The sequence below is a fragment of the Paenibacillus sp. UMB4589-SE434 genome (assembly GCF_030226685.1).
In the GTDB taxonomy this organism is placed as follows: domain Bacteria; phylum Bacillota; class Bacilli; order Paenibacillales; family Paenibacillaceae; genus Paenibacillus_B.
This window is the reverse complement of sequence record NZ_JASOYK010000003.1, coordinates 252,659-269,025: the sequence shown is the minus strand read 5'-3', so window position 1 is coordinate 269,025 and position 16,367 is coordinate 252,659. Positions and strand designations below refer to the sequence as shown.

The window sequence follows — 16,367 nt, the reverse complement described above, 5'->3', positions numbered from 1 at the left end:
AACAAACAATGCTGCGTCACATCGATCAACTATCAATCCCTACCCTCATTTATGCATAGGTTATGTCTTTTATACACAAAAACACCCTGCTTGTAATCATAAATGAGCTTCTCATTTACAATTCAGCAAGGTGTTATCGCTGTATTTCCTTATGATGGATTACATTGTTCGCAGCTCAATTCTGCTACCCGTCGGATCGATTATAGTCGGATGCAAAGCGGAAGTGTCTACCGGGATACCAAGCTGCTGCAGCCGGGATACCGTCTGGTTCAGTACTGCTAAGTCTGGAAACAATAACGAGTACAGATACAACCCTGTGCTATTTGCAGGTGGTCGTTCCGTTCCGGCCCAAGTATTCAAACCAATATGGTGATGATATCCCCCGGCAGCAATAAACAGCGCGTGATCAGCCATGCTCATCTCGATCTTAAATCCCAGCTGTCCAACGAAGAAACGGTCTGCTTCCTTCAGGTTGCCAACGTGCAGGTGAATATGACCTATGATTGTCTGCTCCGGCAGGCCGAGCCATGATTCGTTTCCTTCAGCAGCACGAAGCAGGTCCTCTACTTGAAGTGCCTCAGTCGTGCCCACCTGTTCCACTCTGCCCTCCCAGTCTGAACGAGGACGATCCGCATAGATTTCAATGCCATTTCCTTCTGGATCACTTAAATACAAAGCTTCGCTGAAGCCATGATCCGAAGCTCCCTGCATAGGCGTCTTCTGCTCCGCCAAGTGTAATAGTGCCCGGGCCAGATCAGCACGTTCCGGCAGCAGTATGGCAAAATGGTACAGCCCTGTCGTCCGCTGTGGTTTTAATATAAGGCCCTCGCGTTGCTCCAGAACAAGTAACGGCTTACGACCATCAGCTGTAAAGGTTACCTTTTGTGCATGTTGTTCGGCAATTTTAAAACCAATGACATCTCGGTAAAAGCGCGTCATGTTCTCCAAATCAGCAACGAGCAAGTGCACATGACCTATCATTACTTTGGGATGAATAGATACTGTCATTATTATTGTGCCTCCTTTTTGATAGCTATATAGTCATTATGCTTCCGTCAATTAGGCTAAGGCTTTATCACTTCTAAATCAGGGCGCATGAAGAATAATTTATTATCAAATTATATTAGTTACTTTTTGTTAGTTAGTATACATTAGTTATTTTACTGTGTCAAATCAATTGTCCTTTTCTGTACATTTTTTGGCATTTCTGACGAATAAGATTATAATGAGGTTATATTTATAGAAATTAAAATAATGAGGGACTGTATCTATTCATGGCGAGATTAAGTAACAAAAACAAACGCCCTCGTTTCCAAATGACGCGAGAATTGTTTCGTGTATGGAAACATGCGGGTCGTTCTTTTATTTTGTTTGAGCTTGCATACAAGCTTCTGACGATTGGGCTGTTTGTCCCTTTTTTATCGATCCTTTTTAATAAAATATTGGATCTTGGCGGCTTCCAGGCTGCGGCTAATCATGATCTGCTTCGATTTGTGTTCAGCCGCTACGGGTTGTTAAGTCTGATTGTGTTGGCTCCGCTTGCTTTTATAATCATCTATACCGAGTTTGCGGTACTGACCTATATCGCTTATTACGGTATACAGGGGCAGCGCGCGCGTATTCGTGCCGTCTTGCTTCAAGTAATATCTCGACTGCCTAGGTTACTTGGAATTGGAAGTATCGGAGCTGCGGGATATTTATTATTGTTGTTTCCACTGCTTGATATCGGATTCGGAGCTTCGCTGCTGCCAAGCATTAGAGTGCCCAACTTTGTTACCGGCGAATTGATGAAAAGTTTATGGGGTCTTGCTGTTCTTGGTGTATTTCTGACTGTCGTGGTGCTATTCAATCTGCTGTGCATGTATGCCCTGCCTATTTTAGTATTAGAACGCAACGGACGTTTCTGGACTACCTTCAAGAAGAGCAGCCGTATGTTCTGGCGCAGCAAATGGACACTGCTTCTAACGACTCTGGAATGGCTGGTCTTTGGCATTATTGGAATCATTATTGTATTCTTGCTGCTGATCGGTATTATTGTTTTGCTTAGCTTGATTTCCGAAGATTGGGCTAACGAGTTGGCTTTTGGTTTTGTCATCAGCGTCGGCGTATATGCCTTGTCATTGGTGTGGACCCCGCTGTTTATGACCAATCTGACCTGCTTATATGTCAAATTTGCCAATCCCTACGATATAGACGTCCATATCGACGGACTCGATGCCGCGCAGTGGGAACGGCGAAACGTGCAGAATCGCACCTTCATACATCGCCATCGACGGAAATTTGCAACGTTTAGCATGCTGCTGCTGCTCACAGTAGGATGGGGAATTACGGCTACACTGACCGACTGGGGGGAGACCAAGGATGACTTTGTCATTATGGCCCACCGAGGTGACGTACGCTCCGGTGTCGAGAATACATCCGGTGCCTTCGAGGGAGCTATTCGTGCAGATGCGGACTATATTGAGCTCGACATTTTACAAACCAAAGATGAAAAGCTTGCCGTTATTCATGATACCAATTTGAAGCGGCTGTCCGGTCGCAATGTCAATGTATATGACCTTACGCTAGCGGAACTCCAGAAGGCCACGTTAAAGCAGGATGGTTATGTGGATCGGATATCCTCACTTGATGAGGTCATCGAACAAACGAAGGGACGCATCAAGCTTAATATTGAGCTCAAGACCCACGGTCAGGAAACGTCCACCTATGCAGCGACTGTTGTAGATACGTTGCGCAGGCATAAAATTGAGTCTGAAGTTATTCTCCAGAGCCTTGATTACGACCTCGTCCTGCAGCTTAAAGCTTTAAATCCACAGCTTAAGGTTGGATATCTTATTTTTGCAACCTTTGCAGACTTGAATCGGTTTCAGTGTGATTTCTTCGTTGTTGAGGAATCGTTTGTTAACGCAAGACGAATTGCATCCGCAAAGCTGGCTCATAAACCAATATACGTATGGACAGTCAACGATGTGGAATCTGTTGAACACTTTTATACCCTTGGCGTTGATGGCATTATTACAGATATTGCAGCTGAGGCCCGTGATCAAATTAATCTGCTCAAGCAGCCTGGGGACCGTCTTACTACGCAGACCATTGATATCGGTCAATAACACTATGTCTCAGCTAGACCTAAGCGCGTATGGAGGGCAGGTATCCTGCAACCACGAACAGAGGAGCGAGATATAATAAATGATAACTATTCCTGAGCAATGGAAGCAGACAATTCTCTCAGTACATGATCAACAAGGAGCGCAATGGTTGTCAGGGCTAAGGGGATTAATTGCTACTTGTGAAGCCAAGTGGCATATTCAGGCTGGTTCCCCCTATACACTCTCCTATAATTATGTTGCGCCCGCTCTACATACAGATGGGACTGCCCTTGTGCTCAAGCTCTGTATTCCTGGGCAAGAACTACGAAGTGAGCTTGCCGCGCTCGATTATTATGACGGTCAGGGCGCAACTAGACTTGTAGCGTCAGATGTAGAACAGGGCGTGCTTTTGTTAGAGCGTGCAGCGCCTGGACAAGAGTTGAGAACGGTTCGGGATGACGAAGTCGCAACCCGAACCGCCGCCGCCGTCATTCGACGGCTGCACGAGAACAAACGCTGGGATAGGGGGGCGGTGTCCCCCTTCCTCAGCGTAGCGGATTGGGCGCAGGGGCTCGCTAAGCTGCGCCAGACGTATAACGGCGGCACTGGTCCGCTGCCGGAGCATGTCGTGCAGCAAGCCGAACGCTGCTATGCGGAGCTGCTCTCTTCCACTCGTGAGTGGAAGCTGCTGCACGGGGACCTGCATCACGGGAATATATTAGCTTCCCGTCGTGAACCTTGGCTCGCAATTGACCCGAAAGGAATCATCGGTGAGGCAGAATATGAAGTCATTCCATACTTGTTAAATGAGGTGCCTGCCAGTTTTGAAGAAGCAATTGCCGTTACAGAGCGGAGGGTGTTCATATTCTGTGAGGAGCTTAATCTGAATCGCGAACGCTTGTTGGATTGGGCTTATGCCCATAGTGTATTATCTGCATGTTGGTTTGTAGAAGACGGGATGGACGGGGTAGACAATGCGCTATTCAAAACATCTATTTTTGAGCAGCTTCGGCTGCAACGATAAGCAAGAGTCGTCAACTCTGCTTGTCGTTTCCCATTCCCTCCGATAATCACATCTTCTAACCATAAAGCCCCTTCCATAAGGACCGCAGCTGCAGTCGTTATGGAAGGGGCTCTACATATTTAGAAAATGAAACATTTGCGCATTCCATTTCCGACAACGACTATTGTCTTGTCCACTACCTAATTAGAACGCCGCCAAAAGGAATAACTTCTCTTAGCACACGCCGGACAAAACCATCACCTTCAATATCCCGCTCCAGTTGACCGTCGTTTCGTCCCGTTTGCAGCAGTACATAACCTTGTCCGGTCATTTCCCAGTGGTAGTTCATATGTTGGCTCGCAATTGAATTGCCGTACACACAGGGCTTCAACGTTGCATTTTCTGGATAGGCCACCAAGCTGCCAATATCTACAAAAGTAGGTTGTTCCGCATCCAGCTTCATAGGATGAAGAGGACCATTGGATACAATGCCTAACAGGCCGTCTTCAGCCGAAAATTTCATTTTAACAAGTTCTCTTGTTATCACCGCGTTTTTAAAAGTTTGGACTTTACGCTCGACACGCATACCTTCCGTGTAGAACAAAATATGTTTCCATTCAAACAACAGATCCGAGCCCGCTGTAATCGGAATCGTCTGCATACAGAAACCAGCAGGAAGACCCAACATAAACTGAGCGGGACCACTCAGTCTGGATTGGATCAACTTACGCTTGCGGTACATTCCTGCAATGTCCATAAACCGATCTTCACGCTGCGAAGATTGTCCCTGAAACGATATAATTTGCCTTGGATGCAGCACATTCAGCATCTCTCCATCTTCCAATCGAATCGTCACTGCTTGGGAAAGGACCGACTCGGCTTCACTCTGAATATGCAATTCCATTCCTCCATATCCCTAACGCCGCCGCTGCCATACCATGACACGCAGCACACGTGTTAATACAAAATACAACAAGAGAAGCCCAATGCCTGTAATCACTACAGCTGCTATGCGGCGAACCTGCTGCCTCTGCTCCAGATCCTTCGTCTCAAGCTGCAGTATACGCTGCATCAACTGTTCATTTTGTCCGCGCAGCTTCTCATTATCAGAGGCTAGCTGCTCCGTTGCTTCTCTATAGTGTTGTTCGCTCTTTATAATCGATTGTTCCATCTGGTCATACTTAGATCTAAGTTGCTCTACCTCTGAAGGAATCTCAGTTACACCGGTCACCCAATCCCAAAAGCCAGCTTCCGCTTGAGGGACTGGTCCGAATGCAAAGGCTAGGCCCGTAAACATCAGCATTAATAATAAAATAGCCTTCGTACGCTTATAGATATTTATAAGCTTGTCCCCCTCTCATCACGGATATATAGGATTAGACAAAACATAAAGCAATGATTCATGTGGAAAATGACTGCTGATATGGAATATATACGATATTTGTCGAAACTAGTTTCTTTTCCTGCTGTGTATATTTTATATATAAACCGAATATAACATCCATGCAACTACTTCCTTCAATTGTTATTTTAATTCTGTATGTTGGGCCAAAGGAAACACATAATAAATGAAACCTGTCAGGCTTATTATTAAATGTCTAATGTCTAAGCACATCAAAAGAGGTCGGAGAAAGTCTCCAACCTCTTCATAAACGTGTGATTAAATTAAAGGAGATACTTCTACGGCTGGTAACAATGTTACTTTTTGCTCCGCAGCAGTAAATATACAAAATAAGGGACACCCACAATAGAAATAACAATTCCTACAGGCAGCTCCGCTGGAGCAAACACGATCTTCCCGATAAAGTCGGAACCAACTACAAGCAGCATGCCAATGACTCCAGCCACAGGTATTACCCGAGCATGCTCAACGCCAACTAGACGTTTGGCAATATGAGGGGCAATTAAGCCTACAAAACCAATACTGCCCGATACAGCCACGCAAGCACTAACAAGCCCTACACTGCACAAGAGCAGCAAGAATCGATCCCGTTCAAGACGAACCCCGAGGCTCTTAGATGGCGCGTCACCTAACATGAACATATCAAGTTCTCTCGACTTCACCATAATGACAGGAATCAGCAAAATCAACCACGGAAGAACTGTTAATATGTACATCCAGTTTGCATTCCATATACTGCCCGTCAGCCACACTGTCGCCATTTCGAAATCATTTGGATTCATCTTTAACGACACAAACAAGGTTAAGGCACCAAATGCTGATCCTACCGCAATACCTACAAGCAGCAAGCGCTGTGGGTCCAGTTGGCCATGCCGCCATGACAGTGCATAGATGATAAGTGCAGAAAGCACACCTCCTACCCATCCGAACAGTGGCATCGCCATCACGGAAGCAAAGCCTGCTTCTTTCAGCGTACCCCCGAAAAAGAGCATAAACATGACAATGGCAGCCCCTGCGCCTGCATTGATGCCAAGCAAACCCGGATCTGCCAGGCCATTACGTGAAATCCCTTGGATAACCGTCCCTGCTATGGCAAGCCCGATGCCCACCAACGCAGCAATAACGATACGAGGCAGTCGAAATTCGAAGATGACCAGATCATGTTCCGGAACAGGATTATGACGCAGCAGCGTGTTTACCACATCTGTAACGGTCATGTCGAATTCACCATTCGTCAGACTGACGTATATCATCATCAGCGTAAGGGCAAACCCTGTTCCCATCACAAACCAGAATCTGCGGCGTGTTAATAAGTTAGGCATAATCACGCCCTCCCTTTTTCCGAATCAGATAAAGGAAGAATGGAACACCAATAATTGCCGTCACCACACCGACTGGCATCTCAAACGGATAGTTTAAGAACCTGCTCAACACATCGGACAGTCCCAAGAACACAGCACCAATGACCCCTGCGCAAGGAATGATCCACTTATAATCAACACCAATTAAGAACCGGGTAATATGCGGGATAATAAGTCCGACAAACCCTATCTTACCGGCAAGCGCCACCGCTATCCCCGTCAGAATGATCACACTAAGCATCGTAACCGCCTTAATAAGTGCTGTCTTCTGCCCCAGACTGGTCGCCACCTCACTCCCGAGGGACAACACGGTAATGGAGTTAGCTATAATAACTGCGAGCACAATACCCACAATTGCAAATGGGATTGCAAATTTGATCATATCAGGGTTCATCTCGTTCAAACGTGCGTTATACCAAAAGCTAATATTTTGTGATATTTGAAAATAAGTTGCAATTGCTGCAGATACGCTACTGAGAAACGTCCCGATAATGGTGCCAAGAATGGCCATTCGAACAGGGGACGTACCTCCCGGTATGATGGACGCCAGCCCAAATATAATGCCTACACTAAGCGCGGAGCCAATCAACGAGCCGATAATCATCTCCATCGAGGAAGCTCCAGGCAGCATAATCATCATCAAGGTGATGACAAATGCCGAGCCGTCGCTAATCCCGAGAATCGAAGGTGATGCCAAGTAGTTGCGAGTCATCCCCTGCATCAAAGCCCCAGATATGGCAAGGAACGCCCCAATAAGGAGCGCTCCAATCACACGTGGCAAGCGAGAGTGCATGACGATTTGGTGGTTGACATTATCAGGGTCAAATCTGACAATGGCTTCCCACACCGTGCTGGCGTCGATATTTTTGGCACCATACAGTACGGACAATAAAATGGTCAGTACGATAGCAAACGGAGCCGCTATTAATATGATGGCCGTTATCGATTTTGAACTACGCATGATGTTATCTACTCGCTTTGCTATTAATTAGTTGTGCAGTTTTTCTGCTGCCGCTTCAATAAACTTAATCTTGCTTAACGCAGTTCCACCTTGAGCAAGCGGATCTACCACGTTTACGTATACTTTGTTGTTCTTCACAGCGTTCATGCTCTTCCAGATTGGATTGCTCTCTAGATCTTTCAGAGCGTTTGGATTGTCTTTGCTCTCAGATTCAGCAAATTGAACAAATAATACATCCGGATTTATTTCACTCAATTTCTCCAAGGAAACCTTTTCTTGAGCTTTAGCAGCCAATACTTCTGCTGGTGGCGTCAATCCAAGATCAGAGTACAATATCGGGTTAAAGAATACGCCTTGTGGATAGATCATGATGCTGCCCGCACGAATACGGAGGCTTACTACTTTCTTGTCTTTTAAGCTATCGCCGATTTTAGCCTTCGACTCTTCGATACTCTTTTTGTACTTCTCCAGTTCTTCGCTTGCTTTCGTTTGCTTGCCTGTCAACTCAGCCAGCAAGTTCAGGTTCGCTTCCCAGTCCGTTGCAATATGGGAGACCGGAATATAAGTAGCGATTTTGTTTAACTTCTCGCCTACTTCTGGCTTAGCTTTTGTGGAACCAAGAATAACGTCCGGTTTCATCTTCAAAATGGCTTCAAAGTTAGGCTGCATCTTTTCCCCTGAAGATTCTGTCTTAGCTGTAACAGATTGGAACAATTCTGGGAACTTTCCTCCCACCGTAATACCGCCAACAGGTTCAACGCCTAGTACAACAGCATCTTCCATCGATTCCATGCTGCCTGCGATTACGACACGCTCCACTTTAGAAGGAACTGTATATTCTTTATCTAAATACTTAATTGTAACGGTTTCTTTGGCTGCATCTGCTTTAGGCTGTTCTGTAGTCGTTTGCTCGGCAGCCCCCTTTGTATCTGTTCCCGTAGTTGCTGCAGTATCTGTTTTGGAACCACATGCCGAGATCACGAGCACAAGAGCCAATAACAGCGCCCAGCCCATAGCTTTCTTTGTCTTCATTGCTTGAATATCCCCTCTCTATTTGTTGCATCCAATTGATAACTATTATCATTATCAATGAGAATTATATACGAGCTGACTCATCTGAAACATGGACGAATCACGGAATTGTCATGGACATTTTTCATTAAACAGCTCTAAAGTATGTTGTATGATGCTTTCATGCGACCACGGAGAGCTCTCTCGCCATGGCTCAGAAGTGATCCGATAAGTACGATTCGACTTCACCGCCCTGATCTTGCTCCACTCTGGCGAGCTTTGAATATCCTTCCAACGTGCTAACGACTCATTCTCCTGGCATACGAGTACTAAAATGTAATCTGGATCGAGTTCTTGAAGTTGAGCGATACTTGTCGGTTCATTTAGCTCCGGCGATTGCAACGGACACCTTGACTGAATACCAAGATCACCATAGAACACCTCTGTCATCGCCTCATTGCTGTAAATATGAAATTCATGTTTAAAAATACGCACGATGAGACAAGTAGCATCCGCAATACGCTGCTTCAGAATAGCTGCGGCGTTGCTGGCTTGGTGATCATACTGATGCAGCCAACGCCTGGCTTCTTCCTCCAACTGCAGGTGCCCAGCGATTGTCATGAGTTGATCCCGCCAATTCAACTGATGCGGAACTAGTAGCAACGGCGCAATTTCCCGCAGCTTCTCACTATGTTCTGCCTCCAAGTTGTCATAACAAAGAATCGCTTCCGGTTTCGCCTGTCGCAGTGTCTCAACGTTGTCATCCCAGTATTCGTTGTACCGATAAGCACTAAGATGTACAGGGATATCATTACGATACGTATCATAGTAATAAGCTCCCCATTTCGGGTGAAGGGGTGCCGCGTAGGGAATAAAATGAAGTGGAGCGAGATACCCAAGCAGGTTAATACCTCCGAATACCGCTATCTTGCGCTGCCTGTTCTTCATATAAACTGTTGGAGCTACACCAACCTGCTGCTTAAACTTGCGACTGAAATAAAACTCGTCCTGATAACCCACCTGAGCTGCCAGGTCTTTGAGTTTCATTTCGGCTCTTGTAAGCAGCTGCTTGGCCCGTTTCATTCGTACGGAAGTCAAATAATCCAGCGCGCTCATGCCATACATTTTCTTAAACAGCTCCGCATAGTATTTGGCGCTAATATCCGCCATACGGGCGAGCTGATCCATCGATAGACTCTGATCATAATGGTTGTCCATGTACAGCTTAGTTGCTTCCAGTGCCGTCAGACTATCCTTAGGGGAATTTCGCAGATGTTTCATCATGTGATATAACATCTCCTGAAACATCGCGTGCGCACGGAACCGCTCAAGTCCATCGCCCTTTTGGAACCATCTCAACAGTTCGGTGCCGTACATCGTCCACGAGACTGATGCGTTCAGCATTAGCTCCCCTTCATTCGGGAATAAGTCGTGCGGAGGGGCAACACATTTAGGCTCTCTAGGCATCCCGCCGTCTTCCAGCACTTCATAGGCGATCGCCACAAGCTCAATCGTATCTGAAGCTGCTACATAAGCGCCGAAGGTCTGTCCAGGCGGACAGGCAAATACGGAGCCACTCTTTGCTGTATGCTCCTGCTCACCAATCGTTACTTTTCCAGCCCCCGATAGCACGATGATTAAAATATGAGTAAAGGTAAACTGCTGCGTCCACCGGACCTCACAATTGCGATGAATTATATTTACATCTCTAAGTCGAATAATCCATGCATCCACATCCTCTGCTGGGAACGATAGGTTCTCTGTTATTGCCGCTTTACTATCCATGAAGGTCCACCACACTTATGATTAATTGACGTTTGCCTGTTTACAGTCCAATGAGATGACGTTATCATTTAGCCCCATCATCACATTCGTAATTGATAATTGTTATCATTTATATGAGTATACCAAAAATTTCGCTGGAAATCGCCTCATCGCTTTTGATTAAGTGTGGGAAGATGTCAATGGTTATCGATATTGCGCGGATGACGAGTCCACAATGCAGTTGTTGTTATAATTCACACCCAACTACAGGCAGTTGAGCACAGCGCATCCTGCCAACAGTAGGCAGTTCAGTAAGTCAGCACAGCTTATTAATACCTATTTGAAGCTGCTTAACATGCATTAAGATATCATTTGTGCGCATAGTAAAGCAGGCGGTAGCCTGATTGGCGACGCCTGCCTACATTGCAGCGTTCTAGGAAGAACCTGCGGGCTCCTATTAACATTTTGCCAAGGTGAACGGACACCTATGGCCCCGTAATAGACAATTACAGCATTGCATTGCAATCGTTCGGTGAGGACTTCAACAGCCCTCTAATTGAACCTCGGCAAAACAGTGTTCCCGTTCCCACCAGAATTCACCTCGAATTACTATACTACTGATGCGTCAAGTCATACAAATAATGTATATAGTCAGTAGCAGTACCTGCCTGCCCTAACTGCCGCAGCATCGCTGTAACGTTTCCACGATGATATGTGCCATGATTAACGACATGCTGAATCAAGTCCGAGTAGCTGGTGTCCAAAGTCCCATAATGAGGATGCGAGATTTGCTTGGCTTCATCAAGATCGCCCTGCTGCTCCATAAAGTCAACGTAACGCCCAGCTAATGTGTGAAATTGTGCTTCTAATTGCTCTATGTTCCAAGTTTCCGATTCTGTTCGAATACGGCCAACCTCGGTTATCATCTCGTCAATATTGATAGTGTCATTGCTGACCGTTAACAGCCATACGTTGTCTACACTGTAGATATGCAAGAGCGTCTCCCGAATGCTCGGAAACACACTTTGCACCTGCTGAGTCCATGTAGTCGTATCTGGTAGAGCTTTCAAATGCTTTATTAGCTTTTCATTGGCCCATACATGATAACTATACAGCTTTCTGGCGTTATTCCCCATCAATACCACACTCCCATAATTGGATCTAGCCCTTTTATCATACCTTCGCTTTACTGACAATTACGGTCAGTCATGCGCAGACTTTCGTAATAATGAAGCATACGTGTCGTCACTTGAATTAGTTGGTCAATAACAAATTCAGGTTCAGTAACACGAATTGTGCCTCCATATGATAACAACAAGTAAGGCAAAGTCTCCAGCGTGCGCTCATCAAGGCAGAAACGAGCAGCAGTATCCGAGCGAGCGACCAACGCATGTCCCAATAACCAATGCGCACACAGGTCGTCAAGCGCCTGCTCCCTGCCTTCAATAACCAAAGTTACGAGCTGTTCTTTATTGTCTAAATTCGGAAGGAGCGACTGCATAAAGAATTGTTTCGCAGAGAAATCTTTTGGTTTCTCATACTGAATCTCCGTGCGATGGATCATCTTGATCCGATCCACTCGAAAGCTGCGGATCTCCTCCCGCAGGTGGCAGTGGCCCACTGCATACCACTTGCTCTTCCAATACACGAGGCCATACAGATTAAAGAGACGTGTCTCAATCACAGTCCCATAACCTTTCATATATTCAATGGATACAGCAACAAGATCCACGCCCGCAAGCTCTAACTCCTGAAGAGTCCCTCTAATGGATTCATCAACAGGGGGATGGATGACGTCCAAACCACCCGAATATCGGTTCATCGCGCTGATCTGCTCTTCGTTGCTGTACAGCCTCAGTTTCGAGATTGCCCCTTGTAATACGTCTTCATGCGGATACCCTGCTTCAATCGCAAACTTTGCTGCATGGATGAGCGTTTTTTGCTCTTCATTGTCAAACATAAGCGGAACGTCCTGAAAGTGAGCTAACAGACTGTATCCACCATGATGACCCGAATCCGATACAATCGGTACTCCGCTGGCGCACAAAGCGTCAATATATCGATACACTGTGCGAATATGGATCTCGAGCTGCTCCGCGAGCTGCTTCGCCGTCATCCGCCGCCTTGTCTTTAACAGCCATAGGATAGATAGCATGTTATCTACTTTTGACATATATGCCGCATCCCTTCACTCGATGATTAACTGGTCAAGTTGGCTGTGATACCTTATTTCATCTGAAAAGCAATCAGATACTTTACTTCATCTTAGAGGCAATCATCATCACCCATCGCAGATACCTCTTTGACACTATTTGTGTCATTTAGTGTATGCTTTTTATTATGCGATCTTGAGAGATTGCCGACATGAGGATACTCTGAAAGTTCTAACACTTGCACAAATCAGCCTCATTCTTATGGATATACCTCTCCTCCATCTCCCTCTCCTACCATTAATCAGGGTAAACGGTATACGGCCAATGGCTTGCCATGCTTGAACTTTTCACTTATTTCGTCCAACGCCTGCAGGGTGCCACTATCTAAGTTCAGCTCCACGCTGCGGCGATTCGCTTCCAACTGCTCAGCTTTGGTTGCTCCTACAATAACCGTAGACACGGCCTGCTGATGCATCAGCCACGCCAATGACAGCTCACTCGGTGAGCACCCCAAGTCCGACGCAATAGAACGAACACGTTCCACCAACGGAAGAGTCGAATCGTTAATGAACCGTTTGATATGATCATCCTTCTCCGCACGAGATCCAGCGGGAACTACTTCAGATGATGTATATTTTCCCGTTAGAATTCCACCTGCAAGCGGGAAATAAGGAATAATACCGACTCCTTGATCCAGACAACACGCCACCAACTCCTGCTCCGGTGTCCGATCGGCTAAGGAATAACTTGTCTGTGTCGACACAAAACGATTCAAACCGCATTTTCCACTAATACCAATCGCTTTCATCAGTTCCCATGCCGCATAGTTAGAAGCGCCGATGTACCTTACCTTTCCCGAGCGAACCATATCATCGAGAGTCCGCAGCGTCTCTTCAAGCGGTGTCTCTGGGTCAAAAGTATGGATCTGATACAGATCAACGTAATCCGTTTTCAACCTGCTCAAGCTCTGTTCCAACTCCAACATCAGATGATATCTGGAGGAACCGCGATCATTAGGACCTTGTCCCTTGACCAATCCTGCTTTTGTCGCCAGTACTACCTGTTGCCGTCTGCCAGCAAGGGCATTGCCAATGATCTGCTCCGATTCCGTATGTGCGTAGATGTTCGCCGTATCGATAAATGTAATGCCGCTGTCAATGGCGTGATGCAAAATACGGGCGGATTCCGTTTCATCCGCTCGTTTGCCAAAAGAATTCGTGCCAAGCCCTAATATCGATACCTTCATCCCGCTGCTGCCAAGCCTTTTATAATTCATGGTTAGTTCCTCCTGCTGAAATAGGATCTATGACTTGATGTTAAATTGAGGAAGTTACAGTCTGTATTTTATCAGAATACTGTATAAGAAGTGTAATTCTTGAAACGTCGAAGTTGATTTCTGAAATTCAAGGGGTATAATAGTATAAAATTACATCCGAATGTTCAATGATCGGGAGAGTAGTTCATGGTGGTAGTCCAAGCGAGCCGGGTTGGTGGGAGCCGGTACATTGCCAAGAATGAAACGGACCCGTGAGAAGATGCGCTGAAAGAAAGCTTAGCAAGTACGCGCGTCCGGCCAAGACCGTTATCCTGTCAGAGGGGTCAAGCTGCGGCTTGGCAACAAGAGTGGTACCGCGAATGCAATAGCCTTCGTCTCTTTTATTAGAGACGGGGGCTTTTATTATGTTATTAAGGAGGAAATCGCATGTTAAGTCAAACGCTGTTAACCCATTTAGAGCATGCTGCAGCTGCAATTTTAGAAGAATCCGGTAGTCCCATTGCGACATTCAATCCAATCACAATCGAGCAGCCATCACGTATGGAGCACGGTGATTACAGCACCAATATCGCCCTCCAATTAGCCCGCTCGCTGCGCAAATCTCCACTTCATATTGCTGAACAGATCAAAACAAGACTGGAAGAGGACGGGATGTTCGCAGGGCTAGTAAATAAAATAGAGGTTCTGCCTCCTGGTTTTATTAATTTATTTATCAATTGGACAGTGTGGGCTCAGCAGGATATGCCCGTTTTCCATGCTCATAAAACCAAAATCGTAATCGAACATACATCGATTAATCCTAACAAATCTTCGCACATCGGGCATCTTCGTAATGCCTGTATCGGAGACACGCTTGTCCGGATGCTTCAAAGAACAGGCTGCACGGTAGAAGTCCATAACTACATTGATGATCTCGGCAACCAACTTGCTGATACGGTAGTTGGCATGCTGCATACACCGATTAAGCATCAGCATGATCGTTTTGGCGATTTCTGTTGGGACTTGTATGCTCATGTGAACAAACAATACGAGCAGGACATGGAACTTCAGCAGCAGCGCTCTCATGTACTGCATGCCCTTGAAGAGGGTAACAACAATCTTGCATGGACTGGCATGCTTGTAGCTGAACGGATCGTACGTGAGCATATCGAGGAAATGGGCAGCTTTGGCATCCACTATGACTTGCTTGTCTGGGAGAGCAATATCGTCAGAGAGGGCTTCTGGGACTCAGCCTTTGAATTGCTCCAGCAGACAGACTCATTTTATCAGATCGATAAAGGCAAGCTTGCCGAATGCTGGGTGCTGCGACAGTCTGAACATGAACCACAGGGAGACGGCGCGTCAGCTTATGATGATACGACAGCCGATTCCGAGCATCATCAGGACAAAGTACTCGTTCGTTCGAACGGCATCCTAACGTATACGGCCAAGGATATCGCTTATCATCTATGGAAGTTCGGACTTCTGAACCAAGATTTCACTTATTCACCGTTTACAAATTCCTTATGGACGACTCGTGCCGGAGGAACTACACGTTCATACGGACATGCAGATGTAGTCATTAATGTAATCGATTATCGACAACAATACCCTCAAGCAATGGTCAAGCAAGCGCTGCAAACGCTCGGCTTCACGGCCCAGGCTGAGAAGCTGCATCACGTGAGCTACGGTGTGGTGTCGCTAAGCCCAAATGCCGCAAGCGAGCTGGGCATTGATACTTCTGATGGCAGATCCTCTTATGCCATGTCTGGTCGTCAGGGCATTGGAATTAAGAGTGCCCAACTGCTCGATTTAATGGAGAAGGTGATCACAGACAAGCGCTCAGATCAGACTGGTATGAGCAGCCGTGATATTGCGGCCGCAGCCATTCGATATTACCTGCTGCGCTTTAATCTCCAGACTGAAGTTGTACTGGATCTTCAGCAAGCAACAGAAATTACAGGCAACACGGGCGTATACGTCATGTATGCACATGCACGTGCGACGACTTTACTGCAGCGTGCAGCACAGGAGCATCGTATCGAGCCAACTGCACCGAAAGATATCTCCCATCTCGAAAAAGCAGAATACGCGCTGCTGCGTCATATTGCCAAATGGCCAGATACATTACAGTCCGCTTGCAAAGAGCTAGCACCGAACACGATCTGCACATATGCGTTTGAGCTTGCAACGCTGTTTAACAACTTCTATGCGGTGTGCCCTATTCTGAAAGCAAGCCGCGAGAGTCAAGTCTTCCGTGTATGGCTAACAGCCAAATTCAAGGAAACACTTTGTGACGCGCTCCAAGTGTTAGGCTTGCCGACACCGGAACGCATGTAAGCCGGCCAGGTATGGCGGGCTATTTCGA

Annotated in this window: 13 protein-coding genes and 1 other annotated feature; of the genes, 3 read left to right on the top strand and 10 right to left on the bottom strand. The window is 46.3% G+C overall.

From position 1 onward, the window contains the following. Positions 1-159: 159 nt before the first annotated feature. Positions 160-1,008, bottom strand: a complete 849-nt coding sequence (locus QP775_RS13720) for a VOC family protein (protein ID WP_285106780.1) — start codon at positions 1,006-1,008, stop codon at positions 160-162. Positions 1,009-1,274: 266 nt separating this feature from the next. On the opposite strand from QP775_RS13720, the gene QP775_RS13715 reads away from it, so the two are divergent. Together QP775_RS13715 and QP775_RS13710 are read left to right on the top strand one after the other, a co-directional pair. Further along, positions 1,275-3,110: a glycerophosphodiester phosphodiesterase gene (locus QP775_RS13715; RefSeq protein WP_239330349.1), complete on the top strand. Its 1,836-nt coding sequence runs from the start codon at positions 1,275-1,277 to the stop codon at positions 3,108-3,110. A 79-nt stretch (positions 3,111-3,189) separates the two neighbouring features. Beyond that, positions 3,190-4,113 (top strand): aminoglycoside phosphotransferase family protein, encoded by a 924-nt coding sequence (locus tag QP775_RS13710; RefSeq protein ID WP_285106778.1) that lies wholly within the window; start codon positions 3,190-3,192, stop codon positions 4,111-4,113. Positions 4,114-4,288: 175 nt separating this feature from the next. On the opposite strand, the gene QP775_RS13705 is transcribed toward QP775_RS13710, so the two are convergent. The 9 genes from QP775_RS13705 to QP775_RS13665 all read right to left on the bottom strand — a co-directional run bounded on the left by QP775_RS13705 (position 4,289) and on the right by QP775_RS13665 (position 14,020). Beyond that, the gene (locus QP775_RS13705; protein ID WP_285106776.1) at positions 4,289-4,996 is read right to left on the bottom strand and encodes an AIM24 family protein; all 708 of its coding nucleotides are present in this window, start codon (positions 4,994-4,996) and stop codon (positions 4,289-4,291) included. A gap of 12 nt (positions 4,997-5,008) precedes the next feature. After that, positions 5,009-5,395: a coiled-coil domain-containing protein gene (locus tag QP775_RS13700; RefSeq protein ID WP_239330355.1), complete on the bottom strand. Its 387-nt coding sequence runs from the start codon at positions 5,393-5,395 to the stop codon at positions 5,009-5,011. 395 nt (positions 5,396-5,790) lie between these two features. Next, positions 5,791-6,816 (bottom strand): FecCD family ABC transporter permease, encoded by a 1,026-nt coding sequence (locus tag QP775_RS13695; protein ID WP_483312018.1) that lies wholly within the window; start codon positions 6,814-6,816, stop codon positions 5,791-5,793. Next, a complete protein-coding gene (locus tag QP775_RS13690; protein ID WP_285106774.1) occupies positions 6,809-7,816 on the bottom strand; it encodes a FecCD family ABC transporter permease in 1,008 nt (335 codons plus the stop codon). Before QP775_RS13690 ends, QP775_RS13695 begins: the two co-directional genes overlap by 8 nt. A 27-nt stretch (positions 7,817-7,843) precedes the next feature. Further along, positions 7,844-8,848 carry an ABC transporter substrate-binding protein gene (locus tag QP775_RS13685; protein WP_239330359.1) on the bottom strand — a complete coding sequence of 335 codons (1,005 nt, stop codon included), beginning with the start codon at positions 8,846-8,848 and terminating at the stop codon, positions 7,844-7,846. A gap of 111 nt (positions 8,849-8,959) precedes the next feature. Next, the gene (locus QP775_RS13680) at positions 8,960-10,612 is read right to left on the bottom strand and encodes an ABC transporter substrate-binding protein (RefSeq protein WP_239330362.1); all 1,653 of its coding nucleotides are present in this window, start codon (positions 10,610-10,612) and stop codon (positions 8,960-8,962) included. Positions 10,613-11,205: 593 nt separating this feature from the next. Then, positions 11,206-11,727, bottom strand: coding sequence for a DinB family protein (locus QP775_RS13675; protein WP_285106770.1), 522 nt, complete (start codon positions 11,725-11,727; stop codon positions 11,206-11,208). Between the two features lie 50 nt (positions 11,728-11,777). Next, positions 11,778-12,764: a helix-turn-helix transcriptional regulator gene (locus QP775_RS13670; RefSeq protein WP_239330367.1), complete on the bottom strand. Its 987-nt coding sequence runs from the start codon at positions 12,762-12,764 to the stop codon at positions 11,778-11,780. A gap of 281 nt (positions 12,765-13,045) precedes the next feature. Continuing rightward, positions 13,046-14,020 (bottom strand): aldo/keto reductase, encoded by a 975-nt coding sequence (locus QP775_RS13665; protein WP_285106767.1) that lies wholly within the window; start codon positions 14,018-14,020, stop codon positions 13,046-13,048. Between the two features lie 158 nt (positions 14,021-14,178). Beyond that, positions 14,179-14,402, top strand: a binding site (T-box leader). Between the two features lie 44 nt (positions 14,403-14,446). Between QP775_RS13665 and QP775_RS13660 the strand changes: the two genes are divergently transcribed. Further along, entirely contained in the window at positions 14,447-16,339 is a 1,893-nt protein-coding gene (locus QP775_RS13660; protein WP_285106765.1) for an arginine--tRNA ligase, read from the top strand. Positions 16,340-16,367 lie beyond the last annotated feature (28 nt).

Excerpts from the sequence above, each read along its gene's own strand:
- QP775_RS13660 (WP_285106765.1), top strand. The coding sequence starts at position 14,447 with ATGTTAAGTCAAACGCTGTTAACCCATTTAGAGCATGCTGCAGCTGCA.
- QP775_RS13715 (WP_239330349.1), top strand. The coding sequence starts at position 1,275 with ATGGCGAGATTAAGTAACAAAAACAAACGCCCTCGTTTCCAAATGACG.
- QP775_RS13670 (WP_239330367.1), bottom strand. The coding sequence starts at position 12,764 with ATGTCAAAAGTAGATAACATGCTATCTATCCTATGGCTGTTAAAGACA.
- QP775_RS13700 (WP_239330355.1), bottom strand. The coding sequence starts at position 5,395 with ATGCTGATGTTTACGGGCCTAGCCTTTGCATTCGGACCAGTCCCTCAA.
- QP775_RS13720 (WP_285106780.1), bottom strand. The coding sequence starts at position 1,008 with ATGACAGTATCTATTCATCCCAAAGTAATGATAGGTCATGTGCACTTG.
- QP775_RS13705 (WP_285106776.1), bottom strand. The coding sequence starts at position 4,996 with ATGGAATTGCATATTCAGAGTGAAGCCGAGTCGGTCCTTTCCCAAGCA.
- QP775_RS13665 (WP_285106767.1), bottom strand. The coding sequence starts at position 14,020 with ATGAATTATAAAAGGCTTGGCAGCAGCGGGATGAAGGTATCGATATTA.
- QP775_RS13680 (WP_239330362.1), bottom strand. The coding sequence starts at position 10,612 with ATGGATAGTAAAGCGGCAATAACAGAGAACCTATCGTTCCCAGCAGAG.
- QP775_RS13685 (WP_239330359.1), bottom strand. The coding sequence starts at position 8,848 with ATGAAGACAAAGAAAGCTATGGGCTGGGCGCTGTTATTGGCTCTTGTG.
- QP775_RS13695 (WP_483312018.1), bottom strand. The coding sequence starts at position 6,816 with ATGCCTAACTTATTAACACGCCGCAGATTCTGGTTTGTGATGGGAACA.
- QP775_RS13690 (WP_285106774.1), bottom strand. The coding sequence starts at position 7,816 with ATGCGTAGTTCAAAATCGATAACGGCCATCATATTAATAGCGGCTCCG.
- QP775_RS13675 (WP_285106770.1), bottom strand. The coding sequence starts at position 11,727 with ATGGGGAATAACGCCAGAAAGCTGTATAGTTATCATGTATGGGCCAAT.
- QP775_RS13710 (WP_285106778.1), top strand. The coding sequence starts at position 3,190 with ATGATAACTATTCCTGAGCAATGGAAGCAGACAATTCTCTCAGTACAT.